At 59.2% G+C, this 16,381-nt stretch carries 20 protein-coding genes; 8 read left to right on the top strand and 12 right to left on the bottom strand.

The window, feature by feature from the left end; genetic code table 11:
• Window positions 1-156 precede the first annotated feature (156 nt).
• Entirely contained in the window at window positions 157-1,008 is an 852-nt protein-coding gene (locus ACR3E6_RS06560) for a bifunctional helix-turn-helix domain-containing protein/methylated-DNA--[protein]-cysteine S-methyltransferase (protein ID WP_209835215.1), read from the bottom strand.
• A 116-nt stretch (window positions 1,009-1,124) separates the two neighbouring features.
• Here ACR3E6_RS06560 and nth point away from each other — a divergent pair, with 116 nt between their 5' ends.
• The 3 genes from nth to ACR3E6_RS06545 all read left to right on the top strand — a co-directional run bounded on the left by nth (window position 1,125) and on the right by ACR3E6_RS06545 (window position 3,290).
• Window positions 1,125-1,769 (top strand): endonuclease III, encoded by a 645-nt coding sequence (gene nth / locus ACR3E6_RS06555; protein ID WP_171637323.1) that lies wholly within the window; start codon window positions 1,125-1,127, stop codon window positions 1,767-1,769.
• Window positions 1,766-2,755 carry an adenosine kinase gene (locus ACR3E6_RS06550; RefSeq protein ID WP_209835214.1) on the top strand — a complete coding sequence of 330 codons (990 nt, stop codon included), beginning with the start codon at window positions 1,766-1,768 and terminating at the stop codon, window positions 2,753-2,755. Before nth ends, ACR3E6_RS06550 begins: the two co-directional genes overlap by 4 nt.
• Before the next feature lie 91 nt (window positions 2,756-2,846).
• Window positions 2,847-3,290 (top strand): lipocalin-like domain-containing protein, encoded by a 444-nt coding sequence (locus tag ACR3E6_RS06545; RefSeq protein ID WP_210093665.1) that lies wholly within the window; start codon window positions 2,847-2,849, stop codon window positions 3,288-3,290.
• A 118-nt stretch (window positions 3,291-3,408) separates the two neighbouring features.
• Here the strand turns inward: ACR3E6_RS06545 and ACR3E6_RS06540 are convergent, their stop codons facing one another.
• The gene (locus ACR3E6_RS06540) at window positions 3,409-3,900 is read right to left on the bottom strand and encodes an RNA pyrophosphohydrolase (RefSeq protein WP_480486372.1); all 492 of its coding nucleotides are present in this window, start codon (window positions 3,898-3,900) and stop codon (window positions 3,409-3,411) included.
• Between the two features lie 137 nt (window positions 3,901-4,037).
• Between ACR3E6_RS06540 and ACR3E6_RS06535 the strand changes: the two genes are divergently transcribed.
• On the top strand, window positions 4,038-6,065 hold the full coding sequence (locus ACR3E6_RS06535) for an FAD-dependent oxidoreductase (protein WP_480486370.1): 2,028 nt from the start codon (window positions 4,038-4,040) through the stop codon (window positions 6,063-6,065).
• Window positions 6,066-6,086: 21 nt separating this feature from the next.
• Here the strand turns inward: ACR3E6_RS06535 and ACR3E6_RS06530 are convergent, their stop codons facing one another.
• Together ACR3E6_RS06530 and ACR3E6_RS06525 are read right to left on the bottom strand one after the other, a co-directional pair.
• Window positions 6,087-6,695, bottom strand: a complete 609-nt coding sequence (locus ACR3E6_RS06530) for a LysE family translocator (protein ID WP_480486368.1) — start codon at window positions 6,693-6,695, stop codon at window positions 6,087-6,089.
• Window positions 6,696-6,794: 99 nt separating this feature from the next.
• Window positions 6,795-7,235, bottom strand: a complete 441-nt coding sequence (locus tag ACR3E6_RS06525) for a DUF4399 domain-containing protein (RefSeq protein WP_210093662.1) — start codon at window positions 7,233-7,235, stop codon at window positions 6,795-6,797.
• Window positions 7,236-7,462: 227 nt separating this feature from the next.
• Between ACR3E6_RS06525 and ACR3E6_RS06520 the strand changes: the two genes are divergently transcribed.
• A complete protein-coding gene (locus tag ACR3E6_RS06520; protein WP_152459401.1) occupies window positions 7,463-8,368 on the top strand; it encodes a LysR family transcriptional regulator in 906 nt (301 codons plus the stop codon).
• Window positions 8,369-8,420: 52 nt separating this feature from the next.
• Here the strand turns inward: ACR3E6_RS06520 and ACR3E6_RS06515 are convergent, their stop codons facing one another.
• Entirely contained in the window at window positions 8,421-9,338 is a 918-nt protein-coding gene (locus tag ACR3E6_RS06515; RefSeq protein WP_171172024.1) for a hydrogen peroxide-inducible genes activator, read from the bottom strand.
• 98 nt (window positions 9,339-9,436) lie between these two features.
• On the opposite strand from ACR3E6_RS06515, the gene ACR3E6_RS06510 reads away from it, so the two are divergent.
• A complete protein-coding gene (locus tag ACR3E6_RS06510; RefSeq protein ID WP_171637331.1) occupies window positions 9,437-10,399 on the top strand; it encodes a sodium-dependent bicarbonate transport family permease in 963 nt (320 codons plus the stop codon).
• Here ACR3E6_RS06510 and ACR3E6_RS06505 read toward each other — a convergent pair.
• The 4 genes from ACR3E6_RS06505 to ACR3E6_RS06490 are packed head-to-tail and all read right to left on the bottom strand — an operon-like array spanning window position 10,392 to window position 13,308.
• Window positions 10,392-11,294 (bottom strand): OmpA family protein, encoded by a 903-nt coding sequence (locus tag ACR3E6_RS06505; RefSeq protein ID WP_171637332.1) that lies wholly within the window; start codon window positions 11,292-11,294, stop codon window positions 10,392-10,394. The genes ACR3E6_RS06510 and ACR3E6_RS06505 overlap by 8 nt on opposite strands.
• Window positions 11,291-11,848, bottom strand: coding sequence for a peroxidase-related enzyme (locus tag ACR3E6_RS06500; protein WP_152459932.1), 558 nt, complete (start codon window positions 11,846-11,848; stop codon window positions 11,291-11,293). The genes ACR3E6_RS06505 and ACR3E6_RS06500 overlap by 4 nt, the downstream gene beginning before the upstream one ends.
• A 30-nt stretch (window positions 11,849-11,878) precedes the next feature.
• Entirely contained in the window at window positions 11,879-12,589 is a 711-nt protein-coding gene (locus tag ACR3E6_RS06495) for a GNAT family N-acetyltransferase (protein WP_209835209.1), read from the bottom strand.
• Window positions 12,586-13,308: a competence/damage-inducible protein A gene (locus tag ACR3E6_RS06490; RefSeq protein WP_480486365.1), complete on the bottom strand. Its 723-nt coding sequence runs from the start codon at window positions 13,306-13,308 to the stop codon at window positions 12,586-12,588. The genes ACR3E6_RS06495 and ACR3E6_RS06490 overlap by 4 nt, the downstream gene beginning before the upstream one ends.
• A 50-nt stretch (window positions 13,309-13,358) precedes the next feature.
• Here ACR3E6_RS06490 and sfsA point away from each other — a divergent pair, with 50 nt between their 5' ends.
• Window positions 13,359-14,066: a DNA/RNA nuclease SfsA gene (gene sfsA / locus ACR3E6_RS06485; protein WP_480486363.1), complete on the top strand. Its 708-nt coding sequence runs from the start codon at window positions 13,359-13,361 to the stop codon at window positions 14,064-14,066.
• Window position 14,067: 1 nt separating this feature from the next.
• On the opposite strand, the gene ACR3E6_RS06480 is transcribed toward sfsA, so the two are convergent.
• A complete protein-coding gene (locus tag ACR3E6_RS06480) occupies window positions 14,068-14,463 on the bottom strand; it encodes a RidA family protein (protein WP_245218178.1) in 396 nt (131 codons plus the stop codon).
• 269 nt (window positions 14,464-14,732) lie between these two features.
• On the opposite strand from ACR3E6_RS06480, the gene map reads away from it, so the two are divergent.
• Entirely contained in the window at window positions 14,733-15,545 is an 813-nt protein-coding gene (gene map, locus ACR3E6_RS06475; RefSeq protein ID WP_171637336.1) for a type I methionyl aminopeptidase, read from the top strand.
• Here the strand turns inward: map and ACR3E6_RS06470 are convergent.
• Together ACR3E6_RS06470 and ACR3E6_RS06465 are read right to left on the bottom strand one after the other, a co-directional pair.
• The gene (locus ACR3E6_RS06470; protein WP_209835206.1) at window positions 15,533-15,712 is read right to left on the bottom strand and encodes a hypothetical protein; all 180 of its coding nucleotides are present in this window, start codon (window positions 15,710-15,712) and stop codon (window positions 15,533-15,535) included. The genes map and ACR3E6_RS06470 overlap by 13 nt on opposite strands.
• Window positions 15,713-15,737: 25 nt before the next feature.
• Entirely contained in the window at window positions 15,738-16,373 is a 636-nt protein-coding gene (locus tag ACR3E6_RS06465) for an HAD family hydrolase (protein ID WP_480486360.1), read from the bottom strand.
• Between the last annotated feature and the right edge of the window lie 8 nt (window positions 16,374-16,381).

Below are 16,381 nucleotides of genomic sequence, written 5' to 3'. Positions count from 1 at the left end.
CGGGCGCGAAGTCAGGACGGGGCTCGCATTTCCATCCGCGCGCCGGGAAAGGGCAACAGATGCTTTTCAAACCGGGTTTCACCAAAGCCAATGGCCGCGAACGGCAGGGGACCCGAACCTGAGGTGCCTTTTGGCAGCGGCCGGGCCGTCTGTCAATCAGGCGTCTGCCTGCGCCGCCTCATAGGCCAGCATGGCACGCTTGACAGGCAAGCCCCAGTGATAGCCCCCCAGACCCCCTGATTTGCGCAATGCCCGATGGCAGGGGATCAACCAACTGACCGGGTTGCGGCCAACTGCCGTTCCCACGGCGCGAACGGCTTGCGGCGAGCCGACTCGCTGGGCGATCTCGGAATAGGTCGTGACCTGCCCGGACGGGATATGCATCAGCGCTTCCCACACCTTGATTTGCAAAGGTGATCCGATCAGGAAAACCGGTGTCGGCTCCAACCGGTCGCTGGCAGCGCCAAAAGCACTCAGCGCCCAAGGACGCAGACGCATCGGATCCTCGACAAACGTCGCCTTGGGCCAGCGCGAGATCATGTCTTCCATCGCGGCCTCTTCGCCGGTCTCGGCGCCGAAGGCAATGCCGCAGATGCCCTTGTCGGTCCCCATGACCAGCGCAGGGCCAAAGGGGCATTCGAACCACCCCCAATAGATCGTTAGACCTTCGCCTTTGCGGGCATATTCGCCGGGGCTCATGGATTCCCACGTCAGGAACAGGTCATGCAGACGTCCGCTGCCGGACAGGCCCACATTGTGGGCCGTTTCCAATGTCGTAAACCGTTCACGCAACAATGCCTTCGCATGGCCCAGCGTCAGGTATTGTTGATACCGTTTCGGTGACACTCCGGTCCAACGCGAGAACAAACGCTGGAAATGGGCCGGGCTCATATCCATCTGGCGTGCCAGTTCATCAAGGCTCAGGCCTTCACCACCCTGATCGATCAACTCGATTGCCCGGCGCATGACGTTGTAATGATAACCGCTTTCTGGGGTCTGGACGTTCATGGTTCCACCTCATCATCTGACAAAACCATAGCGCGCTGGCCACGCTGTCGCGACCCGGAACTTGCGCATTGGCTTTGTGCTTGTGTCAGGGCGCGGTGGACGGCATTAAGGCCCGGATGGCAAAGCAACTCGACTATCATACGATCCGCGAGATTTTCACGCGCTTTCAAAAGGCCGACCCGGAACCCAAGGGCGAGCTGGAGCATGTGAACGTCTATACTCTGGTCGTCGCCGTGGCCCTTTCGGCGCAGGCCACGGATGCGGGTGTCAACAAAGCGACGCGCGACCTGTTCAAGATCGCCGACACGCCGCAAAAGATGCTGGATCTGGGCGAGGACGGCCTGATCGAGCACATCAAGACCATTGGCTTGTTCCGCCAGAAGGCCAAGAACGTCATCAAGCTCAGCCGTATCCTGGTTGACGAATATGGCGGCGAGGTTCCCAATTCCCGGGCTGCCCTGCAATCCCTTCCGGGTGTGGGCCGCAAGACGGCCAACGTGGTTTTGAACATGTGGTGGCGGCAACCGGCGCAGGCGGTGGACACCCATATCTTTCGCGTCGGCAACCGCACCGGTATTTGCCCCGGCAAGGATGTGGACACGGTCGAACGCGCCATAGAAGACAATATTCCCGCTGACTTTCAACTTCATGCGCATCACTGGCTGATCCTGCATGGCCGGTACCACTGCAAGGCGCGCAAGCCGCAATGCCCGACCTGCATCATCCGTGATCTCTGCCAATTCGAGGACAAAACCCTATGAAGACTTATCAACTGACCGGCATCGGAAATGCCGTTGTGGACGTGATTTCCCAGGCCGATGACAGCTTTCTGGAGCTGATGGGCATCGAAAAAGGCATCATGCAGTTGATCGAACAGGAACGCGGCGAGGTGCTGTACGCCTCGATGGAAAGCCGAGTTCAAACGCCGGGCGGCTCGGTGGCCAATACCATTGCGGGCGCAGGCGCGCTTGGGTTGGATGCAGCATTCATCGGCCGGGTACACGATGACGCTCTGGGCCGGTTCTATGCAGATGCGATGAATGAAGATGGCGTCGACTTCGTGAACCCGCCTGTTCCGGGTGGCGAATTGCCGACGTCACGCTCGATGATCTTTGTGTCGCCTGATGGCGAGCGGTCGATGAACACCTATCTGGGCATTTCCTCGGAACTGTCGTCTCAGGACGTTCCGGATGAGGTCGCAGGAAACAGCCAGATCATGTTCCTTGAGGGGTATCTGTTCGACAAAGAGAAGGGCAAGGCGGCATTCCTTGAGGCCGCACGTGCCTGTCACAAGGGTGGCGGCAAGGCCGGAATTGCCATTTCCGACCCATTCTGTGTGGAACGGCATCGGGTGGATTTCCTGCTGCTGATTGAAAACGAGCTGGATTTCGTGATCGGCAACGAGGCCGAGATCAAATCCCTGTTCGAAACCGACGACCTGGAAGAGGCGCTGCGGCGCACGTCGGCGATCTGCCCGCTGGTGGTCTGCACCCGGTCGGGCGACGGGGTGACGGTTATGAACGGCGACGCTCGCATTGACGTACCGGTCGAGAAGGTCGTCCCCGTTGATGCAACAGGTGCGGGCGACCAGTTTGCCGCCGGGTTCCTGTTTGGCATGGCAACCGGCCGCGATTTCGAGACCTGCGCCCGTATTGGCAATGTCTGCGCCCGCGAGGTCATCAGCCATATCGGCCCGAGACCCGAGGCGGATATGCTGGAATTGCTGCGGGAGGAAGGGCTGCTTTGAGCCCAAACCTACCAAGGTTGGCTGCCCCGGGAACTTCCTTCTTAACACCAACGGTAGTTCAGCTAGATAGTTCGAAACTGTCTAAACATAGATGGATATCGGGGGGCCTATTTTGGATAGAAGCGCTTTGATTGGGTCATGGAAAATGCATGCGTGGACGCGGCAGTCGGTGGCAACGGGAGAAATTACCGATGCACTGGGGCCCGACCCAATCGGCTATATTGCATACCACGCAGACGGTCGGATGATGGCCACTGTTTTCAGGCGCGATCGCCCGAACTCAGGCCGAAATGGTTGGACCGAAAGCGAAAAAGCGCAGCTTTTCGACGACATGCTTGCCTACGTCGCGTCTTATTCACTGGAAGAAGACCGCGTCGTTCATCATGTTGATGGGTCTTGGAATCCAAATTGGCACGGCGACCTTTCGCGTCCATTTGTACTCGAAGGTGATAGATTGGTGATTAGTGGTGCTCCCGGAATCGATCCCATGACGGGCGAAGAAGTCGTCTATCGGATGGAATTTACGAAGGTATAGACGCTTTAACGACAGAACCGCCAAACACCGGCCGGTATTGGTTTTGGTATACATGCCGACCAATACGAACGGCAGATTTGTCCGCCTAGCGGATCAATCTGAAACGCAACCCAAGCGATCAGAATTCGCTTAGATAGTCGGAAAAAGCCTCGACCACGCGCTCATACACCTCGCGCTTGAAGGGTACGATCTCGGCGATCAGCCGGTCGGGGTCCTGCCATTTCCAGCAGGTGAACTCGGGGTGGTGGGTTGCGATGTCGATCTGATCGTCGGTTCCCAGATACCGCATCAGGAACCATTTCTGCTCCTGCCCGCGGAAGCGGCCCTTCCATATCTTGGGCACGATGTCATGCGGCAGGTCATAAGGCAGCCAGCCCTCGGTTTCCGCGATGATTTCAACCAGATTAGCCGTGACTCCGGTTTCCTCCAACAGCTCACGCAAGGCCGCATCACGAGGGTCTTCGCCCTTGTCCACACCGCCCTGCGGCATTTGCCAGGCGTTCGTGTGGCGGTCGTTGCGCTGTCCGACAAAGATCTGGCCCTGATCGTTCATCAGCATCAGCCCGACGCAGGGGCGGTAGGGCAGTTTTGCAATATCTTCGGGGGTCATGCGCGGCCTCATCGGGTTGTTCCGCCCACCTCTAGCAACCACCGGCGCAACAGCAAAGAGGGTGACGTGGGGTTTCGCGTGACAAAGTTTACGCGAACGTCAATCTATCACGCAAATTCAGGAGGGAGAGTTTTGCCATGACTGTGTACCCAAACATGCTGGCACCACTGGATCTGGGCTTTACCACGTTGAAGAACCGGGTCCTGATGGGCTCGATGCATACCGGGTTGGAAGAAACCGGCGACTGGAACCGGGTGGCCGAGTTCTATGCCGCCCGCGCGCGCGGTGGCGTGGCGCTGATGGTCACGGGGGGAATCGGGCCGAACCTTGAAGGCTCGGTCCTGCCGGGGGCGGCGATGATGACCAGCGACAAGGACGTGGCCAATCATTCCGTCGTCACCGACCGTGTGCATCAGGCAGGTGGCAAGATCGCGATGCAGATCCTGCATGCGGGCCGCTATGCCTATGGGCCGAAATGCGTGGCGCCCAGCCCGGTGAAGTCTCCGATCTCGCCCTTCCCCCCCAACGAGTTGGACGAGGACGGCATCGAGAAACAAATCAGCGACATCGTCAACGCCGCCGTGCTGGCCCAAAAGGCGGGCTATGACGGGGTCGAGATCATGGGGTCCGAGGGTTATTTCATCAACCAGTTTCTGGTGACCCACACCAACAAGCGCACAGACCGTTGGGGCGGGTCCTATGAGAACCGCATGCGCTTGGCTATCGAGGTGGTTCGCCGCACCCGCGTGGCGGTGGGAACCGATTTCATCATCATCTTCCGGCTGTCGATGATCGATCTGGTACCCAACGGCTCGACCCATGACGAGGTGGTGCAACTGGCGCAGGAGATCGAAAAGGCCGGGGCCACGATCATCAACACCGGCATTGGCTGGCACGAGGCGCGGATTCCGACCATCGCCACCAGCGTGCCGCGCGCGGCCTTTTCCTGGGTGACCAAGAAGCTGATGGGCAAGGTGGGGATTCCGGTCATCACCTCGAACCGGATCAACACGCCCGATGTGGCCGAGCAGGTGCTGGCCGAGGGCTGTGCCGATATGGTCTCTTTGGCGCGGCCGATGCTGGCGGATGCGGATTTCGTGGCCAAGGCGATGGCCGGCGAGTCGGCCAGGATCGCGCCCTGCATCGCCTGCAACCAGGCCTGCCTGGATCACACCTTCAGCGGCAAGCTGACATCCTGCCTTGTCAACCCGCGCGCCTGCCACGAGACCGAGCTGGTGATCGAAAAGGCCGCCACGCCCAAGCGCGTGGCCATCGTGGGCGCGGGTCCGGCGGGCCTGTCCACGGCGATGACGGCGGCGGAGCGCGGCCATAACGTGACCGTGTTCGATAAGGCCGACGAGATCGGCGGCCAACTGAACATGGCCAAGCAGGTGCCGGGCAAGGAAGAGTTCTGGGGCTTGGTGGACTGGTACCGCACCATGCTGAACGATCTGGGCGTCAAGGTCGAATTGGGCCGCAAAGTCGGCGCCGACGATCTGGGCGGGTTCGATGAGGTGGTGATCGCCACGGGCGTCAACCCGCGCGACCCGCAGATCCCGGGCGAAGACAGCGACAATGTCGTGAACTATATCGACGTGCTGCGCGACAAGGCCCCGGTGGGCAAATCGGTGGCCGTGATCGGCGCCGGCGGCATCGGCTTCGACGTGTCGGAATACCTGTTGGAGGAAGGCCATTCGCCCACCACGGACCTGCCCTTGTGGATGAAGGAATGGGGCGTCGCCGACCCTGAACAGCACCGCGCAGGCCTGGCGCCCGAAGGCCCGCAACCCGAGGCGCCCAAGCGGCAGGTCACGCTGCTGCAGCGCAAGAAGCAGGCGCATGGCAAGGGGCTGGGCAAGACCACCGGCTGGATCCACCGCGCCACGCTGAAGATGAAGGATGTCAACTTCGTGGGCGGCGTGAACTATGAACGCATAGACGACGAGGGGCTGCATGTCTCGTTCGGAGAAGAGCGCGCCGATCCGACCGTCATCAAGGCGGATACGATCGTTCTGTGTGCAGGACAGGTGCCCGAGCGGTCGCTGGCCGACGCGCTGATCGAACGCGGGATCACCCCGCATGTGATCGGCGGAGCGGATGTGGCCGCGGAACTGGACGCCAAACGCGCAATCAATCAGGGCACACGCCTTGCCGCGGAGTTCTGAAGCCACTCGTTCAGAGTGTCTTCAGTCCGACAGCGCGAGCTTTGCACCCAATGCACCAAAAGCGGTTGCGAAACACCGCTTTATCCACGCCATCACAGCAGGGCGCCGGATCACATAGTCCCGCGCCAGTGCGGCGCATGCCCCATACCCGACAAAAACAATAAATGTCATGGCCATGAAGGCCAGCGCCAGTTTGGCCAGTTCCATTCCTGCATTTGCTGCATTCGCCGGCAGGAATTGAGGCAGAAAGGCCAGGAAGAATAGCGACAACTTTGGGTTCAAAACGTTGATCAGCGTTCCTGTCACGGCAATTCCAAAGTCGCTTTTTGCGGATTTCTCCGCCGCGACATCCATGGCACCGCCGTCCTTCAGGATACCCCATGCCATGTAGAACAAGTACAAGACGCCAAGATATTTGATGAATTGAAACGCGACGGCACTGGTGTGCAGCAAGGCTGCAAGTCCGATGATGCCGGCCAAGGCCGCCGGAACGATCCCAAGTGTGCATCCGAAGGCTGCGGCAAGACTTGCGCGAAACCCGCGCCCAAGACCGACAGCCAAAGTATAGATGACGCCGGTACCCGGCAGCAAAACAACAATCAATGATGTGACGAAGAATTCCAGCGACATTATTACCCCCTGCAAATGCAGGCAGATTCACTAAGTGCGCCGAAAATGTAAATGCCTTTCCATCACATGAACCGAACGGACGGTTTCAACGACCTGCGGCTATTCCACGGTGATCGTGATCACTTCGGATACAATCGGCGGGGAATGCGGCACATGCCCGGCATCGCCCAGAACCAATTGCAGGGTGTGTTGGCCCGGCGACAGATTCAATGCTACTTCGGTCTGACCGCCTCCGAAGTGCATGTGATTATCGTCGGCGGGCAGGCCATTGGCCAACTCATCCGCGCCATCCTCGCCTTCACCCAGCGGGGGACGGTCAAGCAGCAGGTGGTGGTGCCCGGTGTTTTCTTTGTCGGTTCCGGCGGGCGCGACGCCCATGCCGCTTAGGCCAAAGACAACCGTGACCGGTGATTGCACGGTATCGCCATCCGACAGGTTGACGAAATAGACTTTTGCATCAGGATTCGACGGGGTCTCTCCTCCGGCATGCGCAAAGCCCACAGAAAGGCAAAGCGCAGCAATGGCGAAAAAGGTTCTCATGATCTCCTCCCTGGTCACAAAAATGCCATTCTCAATGAGAGATCTTAGCGCGATTGCCTGAAAAACACAGCATCACAATGCCTGAGGTGAGTTTGGAAACCACTGTTTCTGCGTTTCTCATACGCAAACGATCCGATTCAAATCCCTGATATTATCCCATGTCTGCCCCGTTTCCGCCCAGATTCAGCGCCATAGTCAGGACGGAAATCAAGATCTGGGGAACGAGTATGGACCGACTGACCGAAATGGAAGCCTTCGCCAATGTGGTGGACCAGGGTGGCTTCACCGATGCGGCCAAAAAGATGGGCATCTCCAAATCAGCTGTGTCCAAACACGTATCGAGCCTTGAGGCGCGTCTGGGAGCGCGGCTGTTGAACCGCACCACGCGCCGGGTTTCACCAACGGAAATCGGGCTGGCCTATTATGACCGCGCGCGGCGCGTGTTGAATGATGCCGGAGAAGCGGATTCACTGGTCACGTCAATGCAATCGGCCCCGTCTGGTCTTTTGCGCATCAGCGTCGCCACGGATTTCGGCGTCAATCACCTGTCACCTGTTCTGTCCGAGTTCCTTGCAGCCTACCCCGACATCACCGTGAACATGGTTTTGAACAACCGCTATGTCGAGCTGATTTCCGAAGGATTTGACGTGGCCGTGCGCATTGGTGAGCTGGAAGACAGCACGTTGCGCGCCCGCAAACTGACCGAGACGGTCAAACGCATGGTCGCCGCGCCCAGTTATGTCGAAAGATTCGGCCGGCCGCAGAAGATCGATGATCTGAACGAACACAAGCTGCTGCATTATTCCAGCCAATCCTCGGGCAATGTCTGGAAACTGACCGCGCCGTCCGGTGAAAAACGTCAGGTTCGTACCGCCGGGTGGTTGAGTGTCAATGATGGCCAATCCCTGTTGAACGCAGCGGTTTCCGGCCTGGGTATCGCCTATCTACCCAGCTATCTTTACGCCGAAGCCCTGAAGGCCGGGCTGGTTGTCGATGCAATGCCGTCCCTGCCTGACGAAGTTCAAGGCGTTTACGCCGTCTACCCGCCGGGCCGCTTTACGCAACCCAAAGTGCGGGCCTTCATCGATTTCCTCGTTGATTCCTTCCACGGGAAGGGTCCGATGGACTGGTAATTTCTCCCTGAAGACCAACCTTTGGCCCGCGTATGAAAGTGCGGGCCTTTTTTTAAGGGTCGATCACTGACAGTCCCATGGACCGGGCGGAAGTGCGCAAGCTGTCCGTCAGCACATTCTGACCCGGCGGTGGGGTCTCGGAACTGCGTGCCAAAAGAGCAATATCGCGATTTGCATTGGCGATGGACAGCGGTCGCAAGCGCACCTCGTCGCGGTAGATCCCCTGTCTGCGAGCATAAAGATCAGGCAGTACCGCAACACCAACACCCGAAGCCGCCATCAGAACAATGGAATCAAGCGTCGTGCCTTCATACTCATCCGAAACAACCCCACCGCATTCCGCCGCCAATGCATAGACGATGCGCGACAGGCGGTGGCTTTGATCCAGGGTGAGGAAGATCCGGTTCTGAAGATCGGTGGCACTGACACCCTGCAAGTCCCGCGCCAGAACGTCATCAACGGCAACCGCGACCCAAAGAGGTTCGTTGAACAACCGGTGTTGCACGGTATTCGGATGATCTTCGGGCGTGGACAATATCAGATCAAAGCGACCGGATTTCAGACCCTGTTCCAGATCCAGTGTGTTTTCCTCGCGAACCGCAATACGCAATCCGGGGCGAATCCGGTGCACCTGTTTGATGGCTTGCGGCAACAGATAAGGCCCGATCGAAGGCAAAACCCCCAGTCGCAACCTTCCTCCGACGGGCATATCGTTCGACATGGCGTGGCGAAGGTCCTTGACCTCTGCCAGGATCTTCTGTGCGCGCAAGATGAATTCTTCTCCTTTCGCCGTCACCTGGATACCACCCCGGTTACGCTCAAAGATCCGAACGCCAAGCTCTTGTTCTACAGTCGCAATTTGCGTCGACAGGCTGGGCTGGCTGACATTCAGCACCTCGGCAGCCAAACTGAATCGCCCAAGGCGACTGACCGTAACGATGTATTCCAACTGTCGCAATGTGGGACGCATTTCATAGCCTGAAACTATATATAACTTAGAAAGATAGTATTTGGCGAAATCAGTTTTGCAAGGCACCTAACCCGAAAACGAGGGATCAGGAGTCAATTATGCCCGGAGTGATCGAGACGCTTTCCAGCAACCTGCTTGTGCCGACCATACTGTTTTTTGCCCTTGGGCTTCTGGCTGCCTTTGTACGCAGTGACCTGTCCATTCCGGCGGGCGCGGCCAAGTTCATGTCGCTTTACCTGCTGCTGGCCATCGGGTTCAAAGGCGGTGCCAGTCTGGCCGCGCATGGCATTCACCTGCAACTGTTCCTGACGCTGCTGGGCGGTGTCGCCTTGTCCTTTACCATCCCCTTCGTGGCCTTTGGCCTGCTCAGGGTGATGACACGGCTGGATGCGCTGAACGCGGCGGCGGTGGCAGGGCACTATGGTTCGATCTCGATCGTCACCTTTGTTACGGCCACCAGCCTGCTGGATCTGGTGGGGCTGACCCATGACGGATTCATGGTGGCCGTTGCGGCTGCGATGGAGGTGCCCGCAATCCTGTCGGCGCTTTGGTTGGCGCACAAGACCGGAAGCAATGGTGTCAAGGATGACAAGCTGTGGCGCGATCTGCTGGCCAACGGCTCGATCGTGCTGCTTACCGGCGCCTTCCTGATCGGAGCCATCACCGGTGGTGAAGGCATGCAAATGATCGCGCCGTTCATCGTGACGCCTTTCACCGGAATTCTGTGCCTGTTTCTGCTGGACATGGGCCTGTCGGCAGGGCGCAGCCTGATCAGCAACCGAGACAAGCTGTCGGTTGGCCTGTTCGCCTTTGGTGTCTTGATGCCCCTGATCGGCGCATTTATGGCCTGGGCGGTAGGTGCCGTGATCGGCTTGCCACAGGGCAGCTTGTTCCTGTTCATGGTGCTGTCAGCCTCGGCTTCGTATATCGCGGTTCCCGCCGCGATGAAGATCGCCCTTCCAAAGGCCGAGGCCGGGATCTATCTGACCTTGTCGTTGGGGGTGTCGTTTCCGTTCAACATCACCGTCGGATTGCCGCTGTACCTGTGGTGGGTCAGTTGACCAGCAATACGGCTTCGACCCGACGGTTGAGATCGCGCCCTTCCGGAGTTGCATTCGATGTGAGCGGAGACAGATAGCCAACACCCTGCGCTTCGATCCGGTCGGGTGCCACGCCATGCGCATCGATCAGGCGGGTTCGCACCGCCTCGGCCCGGCTTTTGCTAACCGCAATATTTGCCTGTAAGGCACCGGTATCGTCAGTGTGCCCTACCAACGCCAGGCGTGTGTTCGGGTTGTCGGTCAAGTATCCGGCCAGCAAGGTCAGCGAGTCAAACGGCCCTTCGCCCAAGGCAACCTCGCCCGTCGGAAAATGCAGGTCATCCAGGATCACGTGGCCCGTTGTCGCCAAGGCCTCCAGCAATCCGACCGGGCCTTCCACGGCTTGCTCGATCACCACAGGGTCCGGGTCCGGCGCGTCCTGGGGTGTGACCCGGATCATCTGAACATAGCCATCCGGGGGATTGCGGCTGACCAGCAGGCTAAGGGCAACCGGCCCCTTGGTGGCCGACAAGAACCGGTAATCCTGAATGGCGACATACATGTCCGGGGTTGGCACGACCTCGGTGCCAAAACGGAAATCGAAACCGCCACAAACCCGCGCGTCGCATTCGAACAGGATCTTGTAGCCCTGCGCCTCGATCTGGTCCCGCAACGGTGCCAGCAGCTGCAATGTCGTGCTCGACCCCGCCTGAAGCCGCCACGTATAGCGTTCCACGCGCCCTTCGAGCGTTTCTGCGGGAACCGAGCCATTTGCATAAGGCCCCGTCGGCAGGTCATAGCTGTCCAGTGGCGATGTTCGGTCGCTGATCTGTCGGGCACTGGCCGGCAGGGTCAGGTCCTGTGCGGCAACAGGTCCTGTCATCAGCAGGGCAACAAGGGCGGCGGCGCGGATCATCGAAACTGTGCGTGATATTCTTCGTTGGGCACCATCGCCGTTGCGCTGGCGACCCGGTTTGACATGTTGAAAAACCCGGCGACATTGGCGATGTCCCAGATGTCGCGGTCGGAAAAGCCTGCATCGCGCAGGCGCTGGCGGTCGGGCTCTTCGATCTCGGCGCTGGCGGTGGTCATCTTTGCGGCAAAGTCCAGCATCGCCCGTTGACGCGGCTCCAGCGGGGCGACGCGATAGTTCATCACCAGCATTTCGCCCAGTTGCGGATTGCCCGAAAGCTGACGCACCGCCGCCCCATGGGCGACCAGACAGTAGAAACACTTGTTGATTGACGAGACGACGACCGCGATCATCTCGCGTTCCAGTTTGGTCAGCCCGCTGTCAGCCAGCATCAGGTCGTTATACATCGCGGTGAAGGCGTTCAGCTTGTCGATGTCGAATGCGTTGGCTTTCAGCACATTCGGCACCATGCCCAGTTTTTCGACACAGATATCAAAGTATTTCTGCGTTTCCGGCGGCAGCGGATCGACCATGGGCAGGTTCAGCGCGGTAGGCATGTCTTTTTGTGTCACGGCGGCCTCTTCGGTTCAGACAAGATGACGGTAATGGTATTCGCCCGCGATCTCCATCCCGAGGGCACGATAAAGACCGTTGGCGCCCGCATTGGCCTTGGTGCAGATCACGCTGAGGTTCTGCGCACCGTGATCACGCGCCCAGAATGCAGCCGCGCGCATGGTCCAGTGGCCCAGCCCCTGACGACGGTGTTCGGGCAACACTTCCAGCGCGTGGACCATCGCAGTGTCTGCATGCATCGCCACAAAAGCCACGCCGCTGGGTTTGTCGTTGTGACGCAGCAAAAATCCTGTCTTGGGTCCCTTGGCACGTTCCATCACCGCGATCCGCTCGGGTCCGATCCCGCCCGAGGCCCAGATTTCGCGCATGATCTCAAGCGGTTCCCAGATCGAAAACACCATGACCGGTGGGATCGGCTGATCGATCAGCCGAGAGATGGGGCAGACATAAATGTTGACCGGGTCAAGAATGTCGTATCCCCTCTGGGCCAGCATTGCATCCAGAGCTTCATCCCCGGGCCGCAGGCAAAAGATGCGTTTTTGCCCCATGGACAGCATCGCGGCCTCGGCGGCGTCGATATCGTCTTCGTTGGCCGGGCCCAATGCACTGGCCGCTGATACGCGCGACCCTCCGCCCCGCCCCTCACGCAGCAGAAACGGGCCAAGCCGCTGATAGCGTGCGGCGGGCCATGTTCCGTCGACTATTTCCGCCCAGTTATTGCTCAAAGCTCAAGCTCTTTCGCCAGGCGGGTGGTGGCCGCGTCGATCCGGCCTCCGTCGGTGCCGCGTACAACCACGTTGGCCCCGAAGGCACCGTTGATCTGAAACGGATAGCACCCGATGGACAAGTCACTGAAATCTTCGGCCAAGGCCGCCAGGGTTGCGGCGATATCACCTTCTCCGCGGTCCACACGCAGAGTTTGCGACAGCAAAGGGCGGCCTCCGGTTAATGTTGGCAACACGCTCGCCACCATCGCCTGAAAAACCGACGGCACACCTGCCATGACATGCACATTCGCAAGCGTGAACCCGGGCGCTGTCGAAACCGGATTTTCGATCAGCGTCGCCCCGTCCGGAATACGCGCCATGCGCAGGCGGGCGGCATTCAGTTCCAGCCCGGATTTGTAATAATGGGCCTGCAACAGCGCGCGCGCGTCATCGCGCACATCAATGGGTGTATCGAAAGCGCGGGCAATGCAATCGGCCGTGATATCGTCATGGGTCGGGCCGATGCCGCCGCTGGTGAAGACAGTGTCATAGGCATCGGACAACGCTTTGACGGCCGCTTCAATGGCAGGGGCATCATCGCTGACAATGCGGACCTCTTTCAGGTCGATGCCTTGTTTGGTCAGCTCCTGCGCCAGAAAATGCATATTCGCATCGCGGGTGCGACCCGACAGGATTTCATCCCCGATCACCAGCATCGCTGCGGTTGGATTGGCCATGGCGCTGTCCCCTCTTGATCGTTTTCAGGGGCAGGTATAGGCCGTGAGACATGCGTTTTGAAACCCCTCTTGTCCCCGCCCGGCTGATCCGCCGCTACAAACGCTTTCTGGCCGATTGCAGGCTTGAGGACGGGAGTGAGGTAACGGCCCATTGCGCCAATCCGGGATCGATGATGGGGCTGGCCGAACCGGGTGAGAAAATCTGGCTGGAACCCAACGACGATCCGAAGAAAAAGCTGAAATTCGGATGGCGGCTGGTGGACCACGAGAACGGGCATTTTACCGGGGTCGATACCTCGGTTCCGAACCGGGCGCTGCGGGCTGCTTTGGAAGCCGGTGATATCCCCGAACTGGCCGCCTATGACACCATCCGGCCGGAGGTGAAATACGGCGACAACAGCCGCATCGATTTCCTGCTGACGGGGCCGGGCCTGCCGGATGCCTATGTCGAGGTGAAAAGCGTGACACTTTCACGTCAGCCCGGACTGGCCGAGTTTCCCGACAGCGTCACAGCCCGTGGCACCAAGCATCTGGGCGAGTTGGCCGCGATGGCGTCACAAGGACACCGGGCGATCATGCTGTATCTGGTGCAACGTACGGATTGCGACCGGTTTGCTTTGGCGGCCGATATTGATCCAGCCTACGCGGCGGCATTTGAGGCGGCGCAGGCGCAAGGGGTGGAACGGATCGTTTGCGGGACGCGGATAACGCCGTCGGGGGTTTGGGTGCAGACTGAAATGAGGATCTTGGCCGGCTGAGTCAGTCCGCAACGACAGCATCAACCTCAATCTCGACCAGCCACTCGGGATTCACAAATCGTTCGATGGCCATGATAGTATCTACAGGGCGAGCATCCAGACAATACAGCTTTCGGGCTTCGATCGCCTGTTTCCAGTTTTCGATTTCGGTCAGGATGACACGCGTTCTGACAATATCGTGCAGCCCTGACCCGGCACGCTCAAGCGCATCTTTGATGATTTCGAAACATTGTCTGGTTTGCAGATAGACATCGCCGACACCCACAGTGTTGCCGTCAGCATCGACTGGTGCGGTTCCCCCGACCGCGATGAAGTTCCCGACCCGAACCGCTCGGCTGAACCCAACGATGCTTTCCATGGGGTTTCCATTAGAGATCAATTCTCGTTTCTGTGACATGCATCCGGTTCCCTGATTTTCTCAAGAAAAAGTGCAATCATTAGATACTGATCCGCCTGCCGTGAAAAGTGTCCAAGCCAGTAGCCGTACGGATTGCAGTCGAGGCGGTGGGGTCCGAGATGCTGCAATGCAGCCCCTACTCTTGAATCCTGAGCCAACGGAACCAAGTTTCCCGCATGGTTTACGCAGTCTGAACACGCGCCCTCTGGTACTTTCTGCACAAGCAGCGTAAAAGGAATGCTGCGCGCAACATTTGGAGCTTAGCGTCGATGAAAGAGCATCGTGGCCGCCTGACCAAGGACGGCATTCGCATCTATGAACAAGGTGACTTTGCCGGGATGCACGCGGCAGGGGCTTTGGCGGCGCGGATTCTGGATGATATTGCCGAACATGTGTTTCCCGGACAAACCACGGGCGCCATTGACGGGCTGATCACGCAGATGGTCGAAGACGCCGGTGCGACCTCGGCCACCATAGGTTATAAAGGCTATCAGCACGCCAGCTGCATCAGCGTGAACCACGTGGTCTGCCACGGTATTCCAGGTGAGAAAAAGCTGAAGGACGGCGATATCCTGAATATCGACGTCACCGTCATCGTCGATGGCTGGTTTGGCGACACCTCGCGCATGTATGTGGCAGGCAAGCTGCCGCGCAAGGCGGAACGGCTGATCCAGGTGACCCATGACGCGCTGTTCAAGGGCATCGAGATGGTCAAGCCGGGCAATACCTTTGGTGACATCGGCCATGCCATCCAGTCCTATGTCGAAGCACATCGGATGAGCGTCGTGCGTGATTTCTGCGGTCATGGTCTGGGTCGTGTTTTTCACGCGCCACCGAACGTATTGCACTATGGTCGCCCGGGCACCGGTGCCGTGCTGGAAGAGGGTATGTTCTTTACCATCGAACCCATGGTCAATCTGGGTCGCCCGGAAACCAAGACTCTGGCCGACGACTGGACAGCCGTGACCCGCGACAAATCGCTGTCGGCACAGTTCGAACATTCGGTGGGCGTCACCTCGGATGGGGTCGATATCTTTACCCTGTCACCCGCTGGCAAGTTTCACCCGACCTATTCCTCCTGATCCGCGGCCTGCTCACGGAGGAGTTTCAGCAGCACCGTTTCAGCCCCCCACGGCGTGACCGCGTCGTGGATGAAGACCGGCGCGCGCAAGGGTTTGCGCTCTGGGCTGGTGGAAACTTCTGCATCACTGGAAAAGGTCCAGGCAAAAGGTGTCAGGGTGCGGTCCATGCGTGCACACTAGCACAACCGCGGGTCAAAGTCCCAACAACCCATGCGCCTGTGACATGTCCGTGATCACCTCGGCCCCCAGATCCGCCAGCTTTTCACCGCCTCCATGAGGCGCATAAGCAAGGCAACGCATGCCGGCGCGGATCGCCGCCGTGACACCACTGTGGCTGTCTTCGATCACCACCGGAGCCGTCGCGCCAAAGTGCTCGGCGGCCAGGCGGAACATCTTTGGGTCCGGCTTTCCGGTGCCCAGCACATGGGCCGAGAACAACACGTCTTTGAAACGGTCCCAAAGCCCGTTCTGACCCAGAGTGATCTTCATCTTGTCCGGGCTGCCATTCGACGCGACGCAACAGGGGATACCCTTTTGATCCAGCCCCGCAAGCAGGTCTGCGATGCCGGGGACCAATGGCACACCTGCGCGTAGGCGGTCGTAGGTTTCGGCATAGACCTGATCTATCCAGTCTTCGGGCAGAACGGCGCCCATCGCGCGGGCCTTGTCCCGCACCCCCACCATGGTTCCGCCCACGAACAGGGACATGCATTCACGCAGTGCCAGTTGCAGGCCATGATGCGCCAGATTGTCCACCAGCACCTGGTTCGAGATCACCTCGCTGTCCACCAGAACGCCGTCGCAATCGAAAATGACAAGATCGTGCATATGGGATT

It is taken from the genome of Ruegeria sp. AL3 (genome assembly GCF_056536065.1).
This window is presented reverse-complemented; position numbering and strand designations above follow the sequence as displayed.

Coding starts and splice junctions, on each gene's coding strand:
- ACR3E6_RS06560 (WP_209835215.1), bottom strand. CDS start 1,008: ATGAACGTCCAGACCCCAGAAAGCGGTTATCATTACAACGTCATGCGC.
- sfsA (WP_480486363.1), top strand. CDS start 13,359: ATGCGTTTTGAAACCCCTCTTGTCCCCGCCCGGCTGATCCGCCGCTAC.
- ACR3E6_RS06530 (WP_480486368.1), bottom strand. CDS start 6,695: ATGTCGCTGGAATTCTTCGTCACATCATTGATTGTTGTTTTGCTGCCG.
- ACR3E6_RS06520 (WP_152459401.1), top strand. CDS start 7,463: ATGGACCGACTGACCGAAATGGAAGCCTTCGCCAATGTGGTGGACCAG.
- ACR3E6_RS06465 (WP_480486360.1), bottom strand. CDS start 16,373: ATGCACGATCTTGTCATTTTCGATTGCGACGGCGTTCTGGTGGACAGC.
- ACR3E6_RS06470 (WP_209835206.1), bottom strand. CDS start 15,712: ATGGACCGCACCCTGACACCTTTTGCCTGGACCTTTTCCAGTGATGCA.
- ACR3E6_RS06490 (WP_480486365.1), bottom strand. CDS start 13,308: ATGGCCAATCCAACCGCAGCGATGCTGGTGATCGGGGATGAAATCCTG.
- ACR3E6_RS06535 (WP_480486370.1), top strand. CDS start 4,038: ATGACTGTGTACCCAAACATGCTGGCACCACTGGATCTGGGCTTTACC.
- ACR3E6_RS06540 (WP_480486372.1), bottom strand. CDS start 3,900: ATGACCCCCGAAGATATTGCAAAACTGCCCTACCGCCCCTGCGTCGGG.
- ACR3E6_RS06500 (WP_152459932.1), bottom strand. CDS start 11,848: ATGCCTACCGCGCTGAACCTGCCCATGGTCGATCCGCTGCCGCCGGAA.
- nth (WP_171637323.1), top strand. CDS start 1,125: ATGGCAAAGCAACTCGACTATCATACGATCCGCGAGATTTTCACGCGC.
- ACR3E6_RS06480 (WP_245218178.1), bottom strand. CDS start 14,463: ATGTCACAGAAACGAGAATTGATCTCTAATGGAAACCCCATGGAAAGC.
- ACR3E6_RS06505 (WP_171637332.1), bottom strand. CDS start 11,294: ATGATCCGCGCCGCCGCCCTTGTTGCCCTGCTGATGACAGGACCTGTT.
- map (WP_171637336.1), top strand. CDS start 14,733: ATGAAAGAGCATCGTGGCCGCCTGACCAAGGACGGCATTCGCATCTAT.
- ACR3E6_RS06515 (WP_171172024.1), bottom strand. CDS start 9,338: ATGCGTCCCACATTGCGACAGTTGGAATACATCGTTACGGTCAGTCGC.
- ACR3E6_RS06510 (WP_171637331.1), top strand. CDS start 9,437: ATGCCCGGAGTGATCGAGACGCTTTCCAGCAACCTGCTTGTGCCGACC.
- ACR3E6_RS06550 (WP_209835214.1), top strand. CDS start 1,766: ATGAAGACTTATCAACTGACCGGCATCGGAAATGCCGTTGTGGACGTG.
- ACR3E6_RS06545 (WP_210093665.1), top strand. CDS start 2,847: ATGGATATCGGGGGGCCTATTTTGGATAGAAGCGCTTTGATTGGGTCA.
- ACR3E6_RS06525 (WP_210093662.1), bottom strand. CDS start 7,235: ATGAGAACCTTTTTCGCCATTGCTGCGCTTTGCCTTTCTGTGGGCTTT.